The organism is Deltaproteobacteria bacterium (assembly GCA_020845775.1).
Classification (GTDB): Bacteria; Bdellovibrionota_C; UBA2361; order SZUA-149; family JADLFC01; genus JADLFC01.
Window position 1 is genome coordinate 1 of record JADLFC010000115.1, and the last position, 16,740, is coordinate 16,740.

Sequence of the window (16,740 nt, forward strand, 5' to 3'; positions counted from 1 at the left end):
GGGGATAATGTTACGGTAACTGTTGACTTGATACAGCCGATAGCTATGGAAAAGGAGCTTCGCTTCGCCATACGCGAAGGAGGTAGAACTGTAGGCGCAGGAGTCGTCGCCGAAATACTTCAGTAAGCGAGCTGTTATAAAAAGCATCTCTTCGTCCGGTATCGATAGCTGGGCGTTTAGAGAAGTGATGTATCGAATGTGGAGGATCTTTAGCGTTGGGAAATCGAAGTATAATAACGTTAGTTTGTTCGGATTGTAAGGCACGTAATTACTCTAAGACTCGCAATAAGAAAGGGCATACTCAAAAAATTGAGGCGAGCAAGTTTTGTCCATTTTGTCGAAAGCACACTGTCCACAAGGAAACGAAGTAAGCGCTTTGGTAATACGCCTGTAGCTCAGTTGGTAGAGCATCGGACTCCAAATCCGGAGGTCGGGGGTTCGAGCCCCTCCGGGCGTGCCACATTTTGGACTTGCTAAAAAACACGGCGCAAGTTTTGTTTTTTATATTCTTTAGAGAGGATTTATGGCGAAAAAGGAAACTGAAGAAAAAGTTGGAATTCTAGAGCAAGGCATTAGCTTTGGAAATGAAGCTTGGTTGGAGCTTAAGAAAGTCCATCTGCCTTCCCGACAAGAGACAATGCAGGCAACAATGGTAGTTATGTTTATGATGTTTTTGTTTGCAGTGTTCTTAGGTTTGGCTGATTATATCGTTGGCAATATTATGCAGGCAACGCTAACTTAACGTAACTGTGCTATTTTTTAATTTTTATTGTGCCACATTTGGTTCGAAGGAGCTAAGTTTCGTGGCTAACGAGATGTTGTGTTTAAGTAAGTTTACCTAGTGGCAGTTGAGCTAGAGGGCAATGGTAGATTCCCAAAAAGTATATTCTATGGAGGCCCAACAAATGGGTGGCGATGGCAAAATCGAAGAGCAGGCCGATAATTTAGTCGGTGGTTCCCAGTTAGTAGAAGGCGATAGGCAGAAGCCCGAAGCACCTGCTTCGGCCGGAAAAGAAGCTACGGTAAAATCAGATCTCCCTTGGTATGTCCTACACACTTATTCTGGTTTTGAGACGAAGGCTAAGTCTAATCTCGAAGAGCGAATTCGAAATAGCGGTTTATCTGATAAGTTTGGCGACATTATTGTTCCGCAAGAAACTGTTGTCGAGTTGGTTCGCGGGCAACGGAAAACTTCTACTCGCAAGTTCTTCCCTGGCTATATGCTTCTTCAAGTGCAGCTAGACGAAGAAACCTGGCACTTGGTTAAAGATACTCCAAAAATAACTGGATTTATTGGCGATGAGCGCAGTCCGTCTCCTTTGACTCCACAGGAAGTGGACAATTTAATGAAGCAAATGGAAGGAGGGGCTTCTAGGCCGCGTCCTCGCGTGCAGTTTGAGCAGGGTGATTCGGTTAAAGTTATTGATGGGCCATTTACTGATTTTAATGGCACAGTTGATGAGGTAAAGGTGGACAAGGGGAAACTGAGGGTATTGATTAGTATTTTCGGCAGAAATACGCCAGTTGAGCTTGACTTTGTGCAAGTGGAAAAGGCATAGATGAAAGTTTCGCGATAATCGCGTTCTTATTGCTAAAAATAATCGCGATTTACTAGACAAGAGTTTTGTATTCCTTTATAAGTTGCATCCTTCGAGTTGTTATACCGATAAGTGAGGGTTTCTGAATGGCGCCAAAGAAGAAATTAGTTAGTCAGATAAAACTTCAAATTCAGGCGGGTGCTGCTAATCCCGCACCGCCAGTAGGGCCAGCGTTGGGTCAGCACGGCGTCAATATTATGGAGTTTTGTAAGGAATTTAATGCAAAGACCCAGTCGCAAGCTGGAACTGTTCTTCCCGTAATTATTAGTGTTTATGCGGATCGTTCTTTTAGCTTTGAGCTTAAAAGTCCACCAGCGTCTTACTTAATTAAGAAATTTGCGAAAATCGATAAGGGCTCTGGGGAGCCACATACGCGCAAAGTCGGGCAACTTAGTGAAGAAGATTTAGCAGAAATTGCCAAGATAAAAATGGCTGATCTCAGTGCTACTGACATAGAGCTAGCTAAAAAAATAATAGCGGGCACGGCGCGTAGCATGGGAGTTAAAACGCCTTATTTTGGTTAATAGTTTATATATAACACACTTAATTTTGGATTGAATTATTATGGCACGTCGAGGAAAGCGTTGGGAGGAAGGACATAGACTCGTTAACTACGACTCCTTGTATAGCATTGAGGATGCTTGTTCGTTGTTGAAGAAGTTTCCCAAGGCTAAGTTTGATGAATCTGTTGACATTGCAGTTAAGCTCGGCGTGGATCCGCGCAAGGCGGAGGAAAATGTTAGAGGAACTGTAGTGTTGCCACATGGCACTGGAAAAACTCTTAGAGTAGTGGCTTTTTGTAAAGGCGAAAAAGCTAAAGAAGCCCTTGATGCCGGCGCTGATGCTGTTGGTGCGGATGACTTAGTAAAGAAGATTCAGGACGGTTGGCTCGAGTTCGATAGCGCAGTTGCTACGCCGGATGCTATGGGGCTTGTTGGGCGCATTGGTAAGATACTAGGACCGCGAGGGTTGATGCCAAATCCCAAAGTCGGGACTGTTACTTTTGATATTGGCAAAGCTGTGGCAGCTATTAAAGGTGGGCAGGTTGAGTACCGCACGGAGAAAGCGGGAGTCGTGCAGGTCGGCGTTGGGCGTTCTTCGTTCGAGGCTGCGCAGCTTGTGGAAAATATTACTAGCTTAATTGACGCTGTTAATAAATCTAAGCCAAAAACATCCAAGGGCACGTACATTCTAAGTGCCCATCTCTCGACTACGATGAGTCCGGGTGTGCCGCTGGATCCAGCTCCTCTAAGAAAGTATTGATCCAGGTGATAAATCGAGCTGGTTTGTTAATTTGATGAATAGGTTCCTTTATGAATTTAGACGCTAAACAGAATTTTATTGGCAGTTTTTCTGATTCCTTTTCTAAATCCTCCGCTGTGTTTCTGGTGCATTATCAAGGGTGTACCTGTCAAGACATAACAGGGATTAGAAAGGAGCTTAAAAGAATGGACTCTCGTTTGCTAGTAGTTAAAAACACACTGGCGAGGAGAGCGATTCGCGAGCGCGGAGCTGAGTCGTTAGCCGATTACTTAAAGGGGCCTACCGCTGTTGTGCTGACAGGGTCGGATCCGGTAGCTCCAGCCAAGGTAATATCTGAGTTTGCGAAGCAAAAAGAGAGCTTTAGAGTAAAAGCAGGTTGGTTAGACGGGCAGCCGCTAAGCAGCAAGGACGTGGAGTCCCTAGCCAATATGCCTTCTAAATTGGAGCTTCAGGCAAAATTGTTATCTCTCATTAACGCGCCAGCAGTGCAGTTGATGGGAGTAATTAGCGAGCCGGCTCGTGGATTAGTCCGTCTGTTGGGTTCTTGGCAAGAGCAACTAGCAAAGGGAAATCAGGGCGATTAGTAACCATAAGTAAAACGTTGAGGGAGAATATAGCGATGAGTGAAGTGACGGTAGAGCAAGTGAAGGACTTTATTAAGGGAATGTCCTTAATGCAGGCTGCTAACTTGGTCAAAGACCTAGAGGCAGAGTTGGGAGTAAGCGCAGCTGCGCCAGTAGGGATTGTTGCGGCGGTTGGAGGTGCTGGCGGGGCTGCTGGTGGCGCTGAAGTTGAGGAAAAGACAGAGTTTGATGTGATACTCTCGGATGTAGGCGCGGATAAGATAAAAGTCATTAAAGTAGTTAGAGAGATAACTTCTTTAGGGCTAAAGGAAGCTAAGGAACTTGTAGACAATGCGCCCAAGCCGCTCAAGGAGGGAGCTTCCAAGCAAGAGTCGGCTAGTATTAAGGAGAAGCTAGAAGCAGTTGGCGCTAAGGTCGAAATTAAGTAGAGTTTTTTCTTTTTTCGACACTGAGACAATAGTTTGTCTCGATAGTATTTTCGCAATAATGTGCCTGGGTTTTTCCATCCCAGGCACTGGTATTTTTCGGTAGTCGATAAAAGCTCACGGGCTTTCGTGCTTGGTTAATCTTGAGTGATTGTGCAAGTGCTGAGCGAGTTGTGAAGGGGCTTTTTGGGCTAAGATTGCTGTCGTGGGGAGGGGAGGCTGGAAGCTTGATCTTGCCGCGTCTGCTAGAGCAAGTATCGATCGATATATAATATATTAATGTGTTATATATATTGATAGTTATATATAGTTCATTGCGAAAGGGGGTAATCAACATAGGTAACAGAAATCGTTTACATGGCTAAGAAACTTACTACTCGCTTCCGCCTTCGTCGAGATTTTTCAAAACTAGAAAAACCACATGCAATCCCCAACTTAATTAGAATTCAGTGCGACTCTTACAGGGATTTCCTGCACAGCGATTTCTTGCACAGCGGCGAAATCAATGGAGCTGGCGAGCGCAAGGATGTGGGCCTTCAATCTGTTTTTAAGTCTGTTTTCCCTATTAAGGATTACAACAATACGGCGTCCTTGGATTACGTATCGTATCGCCTTGGGGAGCCAAAATACGATGTAGTCGAGTGTCAAGAGCGGGGCATGACTTGGGCTGCGCCGCTAAAGGTTACCATCCAGCTAATACTTTGGGAGACGATTAGCGACGGCTCTCGACAAATTCGCGACATTAAGGAGCAGGAAGTCTATTTTGGCGAAATTCCGCTAATGACTGAAAATGGCACCTTTATGGTGAACGGAACTGAGCGGGTAATTGTTAGCCAGTTGCATCGTTCGCCAGGAGTTTTCTTTGATCACGATCGCGGAAAAACGCATTCGTCGGGAAAATTATTGTACAATGCGCGCATTATTCCCTACAGGGGGTCGTGGCTAGATTTTGAGTTTGATGTAAAGGACATTTTGCACGTTCGCATTGATAGGCGTCGCAAACAGAATGCTACGGTGTTGTTGCGTGCCTTGGGAATGAGTTCTGAAGATGTGCTCTGTAAGTTCTATAAATGCGATCGCATTATTTTTGGAAAAACAGGCAGCGTTTCTAAGGCGTTTGCCTCAGATCGGCTTGAGGGGCAAAGGGCTTATTTAGACGTTAAGGACGAGGGTGGTCGAGTACTCGTCAAGAGTGGGCAAAAATATAACCGAGCTATAATTCGCCGCCTTACTGAGGCTGGGATTAAAGAATTGGCCATTGATCCGGACAGCGTGCCAGGGATGATTTCTGCGAAGACGGTTATCGAGGCAACGGAAGATGTTTTGGATCCGGCGACTTCGAAAGTCTTAGTTAAGGGGGGCGAGCTGCTAATCGGTTGGCAGCGAATCGAGGAGATTTTTAGCAAGGTATTTAAAAGCGGCGGTGAGTCTGCCGTTAGTGAGATCGTTAAACGCTTTAATGTCATAGTTGCCGCTGGCGAAGCGCTAAGTCCGGATGTGCTAGATACCAAGGGTCGAGTTAAAGCCGAAGGAACAGTTTCGACGCTAAAAAATCTAGGCGTGAAGGAAATAGAAGTCTTATATACTAGCGAGAACCATATTGGTGACTCTCTGAGAAAAACATTGCTAGGGGATGGACTTGAGCCTGATCGCGATGATTTAAAATCGCATTTTATGCAAGTTCCGCAGACCTCGGCATTGGTAGAAATATATAAGCGCTTGCGTCCAGGGGATCCGCCACGCGTAGAGACGGCAGAGGCGAATTTTAAGAACATGTTCTTTAATCCAGAGCGCTACGATCTCTCGGCAGTGGGGCGGTTAAAGCTAAACTTTAAGTTGCATAGCCGGCGAGAGGCTAAGGAGCGTGGCAAGGAAGTCTCTGTTGTGGCAAAGAAAGGCCAGACAGCCACTGCTTCAGCAATGGATAGTGCGAACGATGGCGTTTTGACTCACGACGATATCTGCGAGACTGTTAGATATTTGCTTGAGCTGCGAGCGTCTAATGATCCCGTCAATTATTCCGTCGACGATATAGATCATCTTGGCAATCGCAGGGTGCGGTCTGTTGGCGAGCTGATTGAAAATCAATATCGCTTAGGCCTTGTGAGAATGGAGCGCGCTATTAAGGAGCGCATGAGCGTGCAGGATATAGAGACGCTCATGCCTCAGGACTTGATAAATTACAAACCAGTATCTGCTGTGATTAAGGAGTTTTTCGGCTCGTCTCAGTTAAGTCAGTTCATGGATCAAACTAATCCGCTTAGTGAGGTAACTCATAAGCGAAGGTTGAGCGCATTGGGTCCGGGTGGCTTGACCCGCGAAAGAGCTGGCTTCGAAGTGAGAGATGTTCATCCAACTCATTATGGGCGAGTTTGTCCGATTGAGACTCCTGAAGGTCCAAATATAGGCTTGATATCGTCACTTGCTACGTATGCTCGGGTAAATGAGTTTGGGTTTGTCGAGACCCCGTATCGAGTAGTTAACGAAAAGCGAGAAGTGAGCAATAAGATCGTCTACCTATCTGCTATGGAGGAGGAGCGCGAGGTTATTGCGCAAGCCAATGCACCTTTAACTAAGGACGGGAAGTTCGTAGATGAGTTCGTAAGTGCACGTAAGGAAAATGAGTTCCAGAGAGTTCCTCGGGAAGAAGTGACGATGATGGACGTTAGTCCAGATCAGCTCGTTAGCGTCGCGGCGTCGCTTATACCGTTTTTAGAAAATGACGATGCGAACCGAGCTTTGATGGGTTCGAACATGCAGCGGCAGGCAGTGCCTCTGCTTAAGACGTCCGCGCCACTTGTGGGCACAGGTATGGAGAAGATCGTGGCTCGTGATTCTGGTGCAACTGTCGTAGCCAAGCGCCGCGGTGTTGTCGAATCGGTAGATGCGGGTCGCATTGTAATAAAGTCGGATAAGCTAACAAATGATCCGCTAGATACGGGCGTGGATATTTATAATCTTACAAAGTACAAGCGTTCGAACCAGAATACTTGCATTAATCAACGACCTATCGTGCGGGTTGGCGAAGAAGTAGAGTCGGGTGACGTGGTTGCCGATGGGCAGTCGACAGATCGCGGTGAGCTTGCCTTGGGGCAAAATGTGTTGGTGGCCTTTATGCCGTGGCAGGGTTTTAACTTCGAGGACTCTATTCTCGTTAGCGAGAAGGTAGTTCGAGAAGATGCGTATACATCTATCCATATTGAGGAGGTAGAGTGTATAGCTCGGGATACTAAGCTCGGAAAGGAGGAAATTACACGAGATATACCCAATGTGGGAGAAGAGGCACTAAGGAACTTAGATGACTCAGGGATTATCCGCATTGGTGCGGAGGTAAAACCAGGCGATATACTTGTTGGAAAAATTACTCCTAAGAGCGAAACTCAACTTTCCCCGGAGGAAAAGCTCTTGCGAGCTATTTTTGGAGAAAAGGCGGGTGAAGTTAGGGACACGAGTTTGCGGCTTTCTCCAGGTGTCGAAGGAACTATCATCAGCGCGCAGGTTTTTTCGCGCAAGGGAACCGAAAAAGACGAGCGCATGCTCCAGATTGAAAAGAAAAACATTAATAAACTGGAGCAGGATCAGAGAGACGAAATACGCTTGCTACGCGAGAGTGCCCTTAGGCAGGTAACGCAAATGCTTCAGGGTAAGAAGTTGACCGCGCGGTTAGTGGATGAGGGGCGCAAGCAATTAATTGCTAAAGGCGAAACTCTTACGGCGGAATTAATGGCCAGCATCCCGTTTGAATATATTAGAGACATTCAAGTGGGGGAAGAGGAGCTACAGGAAGAGGTTGGGCGCATCATCGTAGGCACTGGGCAGCTTATTAATAATAAGCGTGCTGCGTTAGCTGAGAAGATAAAGCGCCTGAAAGAGGGCGATGAGTTGCCACCTGGCGTCATAAAGATGGTAAAAGTTTTTGTGGCAGTTAAACGGCGCCTTACGGTGGGCGACAAAATGGCCGGAAGGCACGGGAATAAGGGTGTCTTGTCGGTTGTGCTTCCGCAGGAGGATATGCCGTATTTGCCCGATGGCACGCCGGTAGATATGGTATTAAACCCGCTTGGCGTTCCGTCTCGAATGAACGTAGGGCAAATTCTGGAAACGCATTTAGGATGGTCGTGTTACTCTATTGGCAAGAAGGTTTGCCAGTTGTTAGAGCAGGTGGTGGATCCGAGTATCAGATTTGCCTCTATGCCGGAAAAATATGGACATAATGGTTCTTTGAGCCGCTCTGCTCAAGATATCAGGGAGTTGTTGCGCAGCGCGTTCTCAGAAGATCGGTTCGATAAGCTCGTCGGTTCACTTAAAGAAATGGAGGTCTTGGAGTTGGGCCAGGGGTGTATTAATGGAATCCATGTGGCTACTCCTGTGTTTGAGGGAGCATCGGAGGGAGAAATTCGCAAGTTGCTGGGCCTGGGTGGATTGGATGCAAGTGGCCAGACAGTTTTATACGATGGTCGCACGGGCGAACCGTTTCAGGAAAAGGTTACGGTAGGTGTGATGTACATGCTTAAGTTGCATCACTTAGTCGATGATAAAATTCATGCTCGCTCAATTGGACCATATTCCTTGGTAACACAGCAGCCATTAGGTGGTAAGGCGCAGTTTGGCGGACAGCGTTTGGGAGAAATGGAAGTTTGGGCACTCGAGGCCTATGGCGCAGCGTACTCGTTGCAGGAGTTTTTGACAGTGAAGTCAGATGACGTCGCTGGGCGCACTCGAATGTATGAAGCCATCGTAAAAGGTGAAAACGTGCTTGAACCAGGCCTGCCGGAATCCTTTAACGTTATGACGAAGGAACTGATGAGTCTTGCGTTAGACGTAGAGCTGGTAGATGACCAAAATGTGCAGGGAGAGACTGTGGTAGGGCAGAATGGAAGGCAGGCGCTGAGCGTAGATCGCGCTTCGGTATCCGACGCAGCGGCCGTTGATGGCTTGTCCGATTATTAGGCGTTATTGTGCAATCATCGTTAGGGCTTTTTTAGGCGCAAGATGTCAATTTCGCAACAGACCTATTAGGAAAATTACAGTTTATAGGAAGTAGGGTAGTTTTACCACTTCCTGCAAACTGTATAACAATTTGTTTAAGAGGCAAAAGGCAAAATTCCATGGATGATATTTTTTCATTATTTGAAAAGCCACAGAATCCATCTCATTTTTCAGCAATGAAGGTTTCTATAGCAAGTCCCGAGAGGATACGCTCCTGGTCTCACGGGCAGGTAAAGAAGCCTGAGACCATTAACTATAGGACTTTTAAGCCCGAGCGCGATGGCTTGTTTTGCTCGAAGATTTTTGGACCAACTAAGGATTACGAATGCAATTGTGGAAAGTATAAACGCATGCGCCATCGCGGTGTTGTTTGCGAAAAATGCGGCGTCGAGGTGATTCAGTCTAAGGTAAGGCGAGAGCGGATGGGGCATATCGAGCTTGCCTCGCCAGTAGCTCATATTTGGTTTTTAAAGAGTTTGCCCAGTAGAATAGGAAACTTGTTAGACCTATCGCTTAGAGATTTGGAAAAAGTCCTATATTTCGAGGCTTATATCGTTAGGGATCCAGGTTCTAGTGATTTGAACTATGGCGAGCTGTTGACGGAAAAGGAATATAGGAGTGCCCTGGAGAGGTACGGGACTAGCATAAAGGTGGGCATTGGGGCTGAGGTTGTAAAGGATATGTTGGCAGAGCTCGACTTGCAGCGGCTAGTCAAAGACCTGCGTGCAGAAATGGATGAAGCCACTAACGAGGCAAAGCGCAAAAAGATTTCTAAGCGCCTTAAGGTTATCTATTCAATTATAGATAGTGGCAATCGGCCAGAGTGGATGATTTTAGAATGTTTGCCGGTGTTGCCCCCGGATTTGCGTCCTTTGGTGCCGCTGGATGGAGGACGTTTTGCTACGAGCGATTTAAACGATCTGTATAGGCGGGTAATCAATCGCAACAATAGGTTGCATCGCCTACTCGAGCTAAATGCGCCCGATATAATTATAAGAAACGAGAAAAGAATGTTGCAGGAAGCGGTGGATGCGCTTTTTGACAATGGCAGACGCGGTCGCGTAATTACAGGGCCAAACAAGCGGCCACTCAAATCACTAAGCGATATGCTTAAAGGTAAAGGAGGGCGCTTTAGGCAGAATCTTTTGGGTAAACGCGTAGACTACTCGGGGCGATCGGTCATTGTGGTTGGTCCTGAGTTAAGGCTTCATCAGTGCGGTCTGCCGAAACAAATGGCACTCGAGCTCTTTAAGCCTTTTATCTACAACAAGCTTGAGCAGAAGGGTTTTGTCACTACCATTAAAAGTGCGAAGAAGATGGTAGAGCAAGAAAAGTCCGTAGTGTGGGATATTTTGGATGAGGTGATTAGAGAACATCCCGTCTTGTTAAACAGGGCGCCTACTCTGCATCGGTTGGGAATTCAAGCATTTGAGCCGGTGCTGGTTGAAGGCAAGGCAATTAGGCTACATCCGTTGGTTTGTACAGCTTTCAACGCCGATTTCGATGGCGACCAAATGGCTGTTCACGTACCGCTTTCAGTCGAAGCTCAAGTGGAAGCTCGAGTTCTCATGATGTCGACCAACAACATTTTAAGTCCGGCGCATGGCAAGCCGGTTATCGTTCCGACGCAGGACATCGTTCTTGGTCTTTATTACATGACTAGGGAGAGGCCATGCGCGAAGGGAACCGGCAAGATTTTTACGGATCCCTTTGAAGTGATCATGGCTTACGAGGCGAAAGAGGTTGAGCTACAGGCGAAGATTAAAGTTAGGATTGAAGGCAAGATATACGACACTACCGTTGGGCGCGTTCTCTTGTACGACATATTGCCTAAGGGGCTTGGATTTGAAGAAGCCAATGTGGTGATGAAAAAGAAAACCGTAGGCGATCTAATTGCTAAGTGCTTTAAGAAGTGTGGCGATAAGGCGACTGTGATTTTGGCCGATCGGCTTAAAGATTTAGGTTTTGGATTTGCGACTAAGGCTGGTATTTCTATCTGCATGGCGGATATGGAGATACCAGAAAATAAGCGAGCGCTGTTGGAGGATGCCGAGAAGCGCCTAAATGCAGTTGAAGTTCAGTATCAGGAGGGACTAATTACTGCAGGAGAACGCTATAACAAGGCGATTGACATTTGGGCTGATGCTGGAGATCGCGTTGCTATAGACATGATGGCTGGAATATCCTCCACCAAGTTCGTAGAGGGGGATAATGTTTTGACCGGGCCGAGTTTTAACCCAATTTACATGATGGCGGACTCAGGCGCGCGCGGTTCCAGTCAGCAGATTCGGCAGCTTGCGGGAATGCGCGGCCTGATGGCAAAGCCCGATGGATCTATTCTCGAGACGCCGATTAAGGCAAACTTCCGCGAAGGGTTATCGGTGGGCGAATATTTTATTTCCACTCATGGTGCCCGCAAGGGATTGGCTGATACGGCTTTGAAGACTGCAAATTCGGGTTATTTGACCAGGCGTCTTGTGGATGTGGCCCAGGACTGCGTCGTTAGCACGCAAGATTGCAAGACGCTAGATGGCATTGAAGTTACGGCGCTTACAGAGGGTGGCGAGGAGATAGAATCCTTGTTTGACCGCATACTCGGTCGAGTGGCTTTGGAGGATGTGTGCGATCCGATAAGTGGCGACGTGTTAGTGCTTGGCAATCAAGAGATTGACGAAGAAAAGGCGCAGATAATAGCCGATGCGGGAATAGATCGCGTGATGATTCGCTCGGTCTTGACATGCCAACAGCAGTATGGCGTTTGTGCGTCGTGTTACGGAAGAGATCTTGCTCGCGGACATTTAGTGAACCTTGGAGAGACGGTAGGTGTAATAGCTGCGCAATCCATAGGCGAGCCGGGAACGCAGTTAACAATGAGAACATTTCACATCGGTGGAACTGCTACTGGGCGCGCTGAGCAAACTAACCTTATGGCGCGCTATCCGGGCACGATTCGCCTGGAAAATGCTTCCATTGTCATCTCGCCACGCGGTCAGGTTGTGATGGGCAGGAAGGCTGAGATCGTGGTCTATGATGCAAAGGATGGCAGAGAAAGGGAGCGACACCCGTTGGTGTACGGAGCAGTGGTGACTCCTAGGGATGGCGATGTAGTTAAAGCTGGGGATTTGTTGGCCGAGTGGGATCCTTTCTCCATGCCGATTCTAACGGAAGTCGGAGGAACAGTTAAGTGGAAGGATATTAACTCGCAGACTCTAGAAGAGCGCACTGATGAAAGAACTGGATTCGTCGAGCGCGAGATTCGCGAACCGCGAGATCGCACGAGTGAGTTGCGGCCGGCTCTAGTAGTGGAGGAGAGCGATGGCAAAGAGCGCATTTTCTATCTACCTATTGGCGTTAAGGTCGTAGTCGATCACGGTGCGGAGGTATTTCCTGGAAGTGTATTGGCCAAACGAGAGCGCGAGACAACTAAGACAAAGGACATTACGGGAGGTTTGCCGCGAGTAGCTGAATTGTTTGAGGCTAGAAAGCCTAAAGTCCCGGCGGAAGTCAGCGACATCGACGGAATAGTAAGTTTTGGAGAAGACCTTAGGGGTAAGCGCAGGCTGATAGTAACTCCAGAAGTGGGAGAACCTAGCGAGTATTTGATTCCAAAACACGTGCATCTGTTTGTGCAGGAGGGCGATCGCGTCAGAGCTGGAGATGCGCTCACTAGTGGTTCCCCCAATCCGCACGACATTCTAAGAGTATTGGGTGTTGGCGAACTAGCGAAATTCCTAGTAAACGAAGCGCAAGAGGTTTATCGCTTGCAGGGAGTGCGCATTAACGACAAACACCTAGAAGTCATTGTTAGGCAGATGCTTGGAAAGGTTAAGGTGGTTGAGGCAGGCGGTACGAACTTCCTTTCAGGAGATTCTGTGGGACGTTTTGAGTTTGAGCGGGAGAATCAGAAAGTTATCGAGAAGGGTGGTAAGCCAGCTACATACGAACCGCTGTTGCTCGGTATAACAAAGGCCGCGCTATCTACTGAGAGCTTTATATCTGCGGCTAGCTTCCAAGAAACCACTAAAGTGTTGACCGAAGCAGCCATTAGTGCCAGGGTCGATAGCCTTCGAGGGTTAAAGGAAAATGTCATTATGGGGCGTCTCATACCAGCTGGCACCGGTATTGTGAAGGCAACCGATGCTGCTGAAATTGAGGTAGAGACCGAAGAGAGCGTAGTTGGTGGCGTCGAGGTGGTACGATCAGCTTCGGGCCGTGCCATCGGTATGCCGTCCCAGGAGTATTTAATGTCGCGTTCTGGCGTGGCAACTCAACAATAGGAGAGTTTTTTGGTGGCTCGGGCGATTGACAAACTGTCGCGCTAGATGCTAGTTAATCACTCTCCTGACGCCAGGGAAAACGTGATTTGTAGAGAGATTGCGGCAGTGGCGAATGTGGGTTCGCCAACTGCCGGAGTTCATATGCGAGGTGTTTGAGGGTATCGGCACGGAAGGAAAGAGTGAATTGCCGTGCCAGGATAGTGTAAGTTATTAATAAGATTGTTGAATTTATGCCTACTATTAACCAACTGGTCCGTCAGGGGAGAAGAAGTCAAAGAAAGAAAACCAGCGCACCAGCGCTTAGCAGTTGTCCGCAGAAGCGAGGGGTTTGTACGAGAGTCTATTCTTGCACGCCCAAAAAGCCAAATTCGGCATTGCGCAAAGTAGCAAGGGTGCGCCTGACGAATGGAATGGAGGTTACGAGTTATATTCCCGGAGAGGGGCATAATCTTCAGGAACACTCTGTTGTTATGATTAGAGGTGGGCGCGTTAAAGACCTTCCCGGAGTGCGCTATCATACTATTAGGGGGAAGCTCGATACTCAGGGCGTATCTGGTCGACAACAGAGTAGGTCTAAATATGGCGCCAAGCGTCCTAAGTAGGGAATTGTGACGCCAGTTTTTTGGTAGATGATTTATTAAGATTATTTGAGAGTTTGATTTAGATGGCCCGAAAGAGACGAGATTACAAGCGAACGGTTCTTGCCGATCCAAAATATGGCGAAGTGGTGGTTGCTAAGTTTATCAATAGTATGATGTGGCGCGGTAAGAGGAGCGTTTCGGAGTCGATTTTTTACGGAGCTCTGGATTTGGTTGAGCAAAAGGTAGGTGCGGATACAAAGCCATTGGACGTTTTTCATGGCGCTTTGGAGAATGTGCGGCCGTTCGTTGAAGTTAGATCGCGCCGCGTAGGAGGTGCTACTTACCAGGTGCCAACTGAGGTGAGAGAAAGTCGCCGCGATACGCTAGCTATTCGCTGGCTGATAGAGAGTGCGCGTGGTCGCTCGGAAAAGACCATGCGTCACAATCTTGCAAGTGAGTTGCTCGATGCATCTCATGGGCGCGGCAATGCTGTTAAGAAGAAAGAAGATACCCATCGCATGGCAGAGGCGAATAGAGCCTTCGCGCATTATAGGTGGTAGTTTCATCTAGCCTAATTGGCTTCGTGCACACGCACGACGGTGTTAGTTAACATTGGCATGCAGCGAAAAACTTCGAGAGGGGGTTGCTCTCGTAGGTGTTTGGTCATATGGCTAGGTCGGGTAGCATTAATTCTTGGGCGAGTTGCTGCGCCTGAGATGAGGATATAAGGAAAGCTTAATCGTGGATATTAGTGTACCGCTCGAGAGAGTAAGAAATATTGGCATAATGGCGCATATCGATGCCGGTAAGACGACGACTACCGAGCGCGTCTTGTATTACACTGGTGTTAATTACAAGATTGGCGAAGTGCACGAGGGCGCTGCTACCATGGATTACATGGAGCAGGAGCAGGAGCGCGGTATAACAATCACGTCTGCTGCTACTACTTGTTTTTGGAAAAGCAGCCGAGAACCCAATACTACGTATCGCATTAATATTATAGACACGCCCGGGCACGTTGATTTTACCATAGAAGTAGAGCGCTCTTTGCGAGTGTTGGATGGAGCTATCGCGGTATTCGATTCTGTAGCGGGGGTTGAGCCTCAGACTGAGACCGTATGGCGACAGGCCGATAAGTATAAGGTTCCGCGTTTATGCTTTATTAATAAAATGGATCGAGCTGGAGCGGATTTTAAGCGCACGATCGATATGATTAGAGATCGCTTAAGAGCTCGACCACTGCCAGTGCAGTTGCCGATTGGTTCGGAGGAAAATTTTCTAGGCGTTATAGATCTAATTACAATGAAGGCCATGATTTATAACGACGAAACTCTTGGAGCAACTTATCTGACGGAGGAGATACCGGCTAAGTATCAAGAGGAGGCTGCGGTCGCGCGGGCTAGTCTTTTGGAGCATGTAGCAGAGAGCGATGAGAGTCTTTTGGATAAGTACGTTGCTGGGGAGCCTTTGACGGAGGAAGAGATCATTAGGGGAATTCGCAAGTCCTGTATAGATTTATCCTGCGTTCCAGTTCTTTGTGGGTCGGCTTTTAAGAACAAGGGAGTGCAACCGTTATTAGATGCAGTAGTGCACTTTCTGCCTTCGCCAGTTGATCTTCCGCCAGTGGCTGGAGTAAATCCCGATAATTCTTCGGAGCAGGTTACTCGCAAACCCTCAGAAAAGGAGCCATTTACGGCTCTTGCGTTTAAGTTACTTACGGATCCTCATGGCTCATTGACGTTTATTCGAGTCTATTCCGGCAAGATTACTGGTGGTGATAGCATTCTCAACACGCGTACCGGAAAGCGAGAGCGCGTGGGTCGTATCGTGCGAATGCATGCTAATAAGCGAGAAGAAGTTTCCGAGGTTTCTTGTGGAGAAATCGCTGCGGTAATTGGACTAAAGAATGTCATCACCGGAGATACTTTGTGCGATGAAGATCATCCGATCACGCTCGAATCTATAGAGCTGCCAACACCGGTTATTTCTGTTGCTGTGGAGCCAAAGACTAAGGCGGATCAGGAGCGACTAGCGCTATCTCTTTCTAGGATTGCCTCAGAGGATCCTTCTTTTAGAGTATCTACAGACGAGGAGAGTGGGCAGACTCTAATTTCTGGAATGGGCGAGCTCCATCTGGAAATTATAGTGGATCGCTTGACTAGGGAATTTAAGGTCGGCGCAAATGTAGGAAAGCCACAGGTGGCTTATAGAGAGGCGATTCTTGCTGAGAAAAGAAAAGATTACAAATATGCGCGACAAACTGGTGGTCGTGGGCAATATGCACACGTAGTGATTGACGTTAAGCCTGGCGAGCGCGGAGCTGGCTTTAAGTTCAATAACTTAATTAAGGGCGGAGCTATCCCGCGAGAATATATTCCAGCAGTTGAGAAAGGTATTGTTGAAGCTTTGGCTGGCGGTGTGCTCGCTGGATATCCTGTAGTAGATGTTATAGTTGACTTAATTGATGGCACGTATCACGACGTAGATTCGTCTGAAATGGCCTTTAAGATTTGTGGATCCTTAGCTGTAAAGGACGCGGCTAGAGATGCTGGGTTGGAGTTGCTTGAGCCAATAATGAAGTTAGAGGTTGTTAGCCCTGCTGATTTTCTTTCTAAAGTGGTTGGTGATATAAATCGGCGCAGAGGCAGAATCTTGGGCATGGATACTCAGCAGGCTGGTGCGCAAATCATTAGTGCTGAGGTGCCGCTTGCAGAAACTTTTGGCTATGCCACTGATTTGAGATCTCTTACGCAGGGACGGGCTACTTTTACATTGCATTTTGGACATTATGCGTCTGTGCCACGGCAAATAGCAGAGGCAATTGTTGCAAAGTAAGATCGCAAGATAGTTTCTTAAGGAAGATAGATTTTTTAGAAGGTAAATATTTTTAGGAGGGTGTCAGATGTCGAAGGAGAAATTTGAGAGGAATAAGCCGCATGTTAACGTTGGGACTATTGGGCATGTGGATCATGGCAAGACTACGTTGACGGCAGCGATAACGAAGGTGTCGGCGGAGAGTGGGA

14 protein-coding genes and 1 tRNA gene are annotated in these 16,740 nt (G+C 47.5%); all 15 read left to right on the plus strand.

The window, feature by feature from the left end:
* A partial coding sequence (gene tuf / locus IT291_07115) for an elongation factor Tu (protein ID MCC6220993.1) occupies positions 1–126 on the plus strand: 126 nt, incomplete at its 5' end.
* An 89-nt stretch (positions 127–215) separates the two neighbouring features.
* Positions 216–371 (plus strand): 50S ribosomal protein L33, encoded by a 156-nt coding sequence (gene rpmG, locus IT291_07120; protein ID MCC6220994.1) that lies wholly within the window; start codon positions 216–218, stop codon positions 369–371.
* 13 nt (positions 372–384) lie between these two features.
* Positions 385–460, plus strand: a tRNA-Trp gene (locus tag IT291_07125).
* A gap of 63 nt (positions 461–523) precedes the next feature.
* Positions 524–742, plus strand: coding sequence for a preprotein translocase subunit SecE (gene secE / locus IT291_07130; protein ID MCC6220995.1), 219 nt, complete (start codon positions 524–526; stop codon positions 740–742).
* Between the two features lie 163 nt (positions 743–905).
* Positions 906–1,559, plus strand: coding sequence for a transcription termination/antitermination protein NusG (gene nusG / locus IT291_07135; protein MCC6220996.1), 654 nt, complete (start codon positions 906–908; stop codon positions 1,557–1,559).
* Between the two features lie 125 nt (positions 1,560–1,684).
* The gene (rplK, locus tag IT291_07140) at positions 1,685–2,122 is read left to right on the plus strand and encodes a 50S ribosomal protein L11 (GenBank protein ID MCC6220997.1); all 438 of its coding nucleotides are present in this window, start codon (positions 1,685–1,687) and stop codon (positions 2,120–2,122) included.
* Positions 2,123–2,162: 40 nt separating this feature from the next.
* Positions 2,163–2,861, plus strand: a complete 699-nt coding sequence (locus IT291_07145) for a 50S ribosomal protein L1 (GenBank protein ID MCC6220998.1) — start codon at positions 2,163–2,165, stop codon at positions 2,859–2,861.
* A gap of 50 nt (positions 2,862–2,911) precedes the next feature.
* Positions 2,912–3,445, plus strand: coding sequence for a 50S ribosomal protein L10 (locus IT291_07150; protein MCC6220999.1), 534 nt, complete (start codon positions 2,912–2,914; stop codon positions 3,443–3,445).
* Positions 3,446–3,480: 35 nt separating this feature from the next.
* On the plus strand, positions 3,481–3,873 hold the full coding sequence (rplL, locus tag IT291_07155) for a 50S ribosomal protein L7/L12 (GenBank protein ID MCC6221000.1): 393 nt from the start codon (positions 3,481–3,483) through the stop codon (positions 3,871–3,873).
* Positions 3,874–4,227: 354 nt separating this feature from the next.
* Positions 4,228–8,820: a DNA-directed RNA polymerase subunit beta gene (rpoB, locus tag IT291_07160; GenBank protein ID MCC6221001.1), complete on the plus strand. Its 4,593-nt coding sequence runs from the start codon at positions 4,228–4,230 to the stop codon at positions 8,818–8,820.
* 158 nt (positions 8,821–8,978) lie between these two features.
* The gene (rpoC, locus tag IT291_07165; protein MCC6221002.1) at positions 8,979–13,136 is read left to right on the plus strand and encodes a DNA-directed RNA polymerase subunit beta'; all 4,158 of its coding nucleotides are present in this window, start codon (positions 8,979–8,981) and stop codon (positions 13,134–13,136) included.
* A gap of 230 nt (positions 13,137–13,366) precedes the next feature.
* Positions 13,367–13,738: a 30S ribosomal protein S12 gene (locus tag IT291_07170; GenBank protein MCC6221003.1), complete on the plus strand. Its 372-nt coding sequence runs from the start codon at positions 13,367–13,369 to the stop codon at positions 13,736–13,738.
* 62 nt (positions 13,739–13,800) lie between these two features.
* Complete coding sequence (gene rpsG, locus IT291_07175) at positions 13,801–14,277, plus strand: 30S ribosomal protein S7 (protein ID MCC6221004.1); 477 nt, start codon at positions 13,801–13,803, stop codon at positions 14,275–14,277.
* A gap of 181 nt (positions 14,278–14,458) precedes the next feature.
* Positions 14,459–16,552 (plus strand): elongation factor G, encoded by a 2,094-nt coding sequence (gene fusA, locus IT291_07180; protein ID MCC6221005.1) that lies wholly within the window; start codon positions 14,459–14,461, stop codon positions 16,550–16,552.
* A 67-nt stretch (positions 16,553–16,619) separates the two neighbouring features.
* A partial coding sequence (gene tuf / locus IT291_07185) for an elongation factor Tu (protein ID MCC6221006.1) occupies positions 16,620–16,740 on the plus strand: 121 nt, incomplete at its 3' end.

Coding starts and splice junctions, on each gene's coding strand:
- secE (MCC6220995.1), top strand. CDS start 524: ATGGCGAAAAAGGAAACTGAAGAAAAAGTTGGAATTCTAGAGCAAGGC.
- rpoC (MCC6221002.1), top strand. CDS start 8,979: ATGGATGATATTTTTTCATTATTTGAAAAGCCACAGAATCCATCTCAT.
- rplL (MCC6221000.1), top strand. CDS start 3,481: ATGAGTGAAGTGACGGTAGAGCAAGTGAAGGACTTTATTAAGGGAATG.
- IT291_07145 (MCC6220998.1), top strand. CDS start 2,163: ATGGCACGTCGAGGAAAGCGTTGGGAGGAAGGACATAGACTCGTTAAC.
- rpoB (MCC6221001.1), top strand. CDS start 4,228: ATGGCTAAGAAACTTACTACTCGCTTCCGCCTTCGTCGAGATTTTTCA.
- IT291_07170 (MCC6221003.1), top strand. CDS start 13,367: ATGCCTACTATTAACCAACTGGTCCGTCAGGGGAGAAGAAGTCAAAGA.
- nusG (MCC6220996.1), top strand. CDS start 906: ATGGGTGGCGATGGCAAAATCGAAGAGCAGGCCGATAATTTAGTCGGT.
- rplK (MCC6220997.1), top strand. CDS start 1,685: ATGGCGCCAAAGAAGAAATTAGTTAGTCAGATAAAACTTCAAATTCAG.
- IT291_07150 (MCC6220999.1), top strand. CDS start 2,912: ATGAATTTAGACGCTAAACAGAATTTTATTGGCAGTTTTTCTGATTCC.
- rpsG (MCC6221004.1), top strand. CDS start 13,801: ATGGCCCGAAAGAGACGAGATTACAAGCGAACGGTTCTTGCCGATCCA.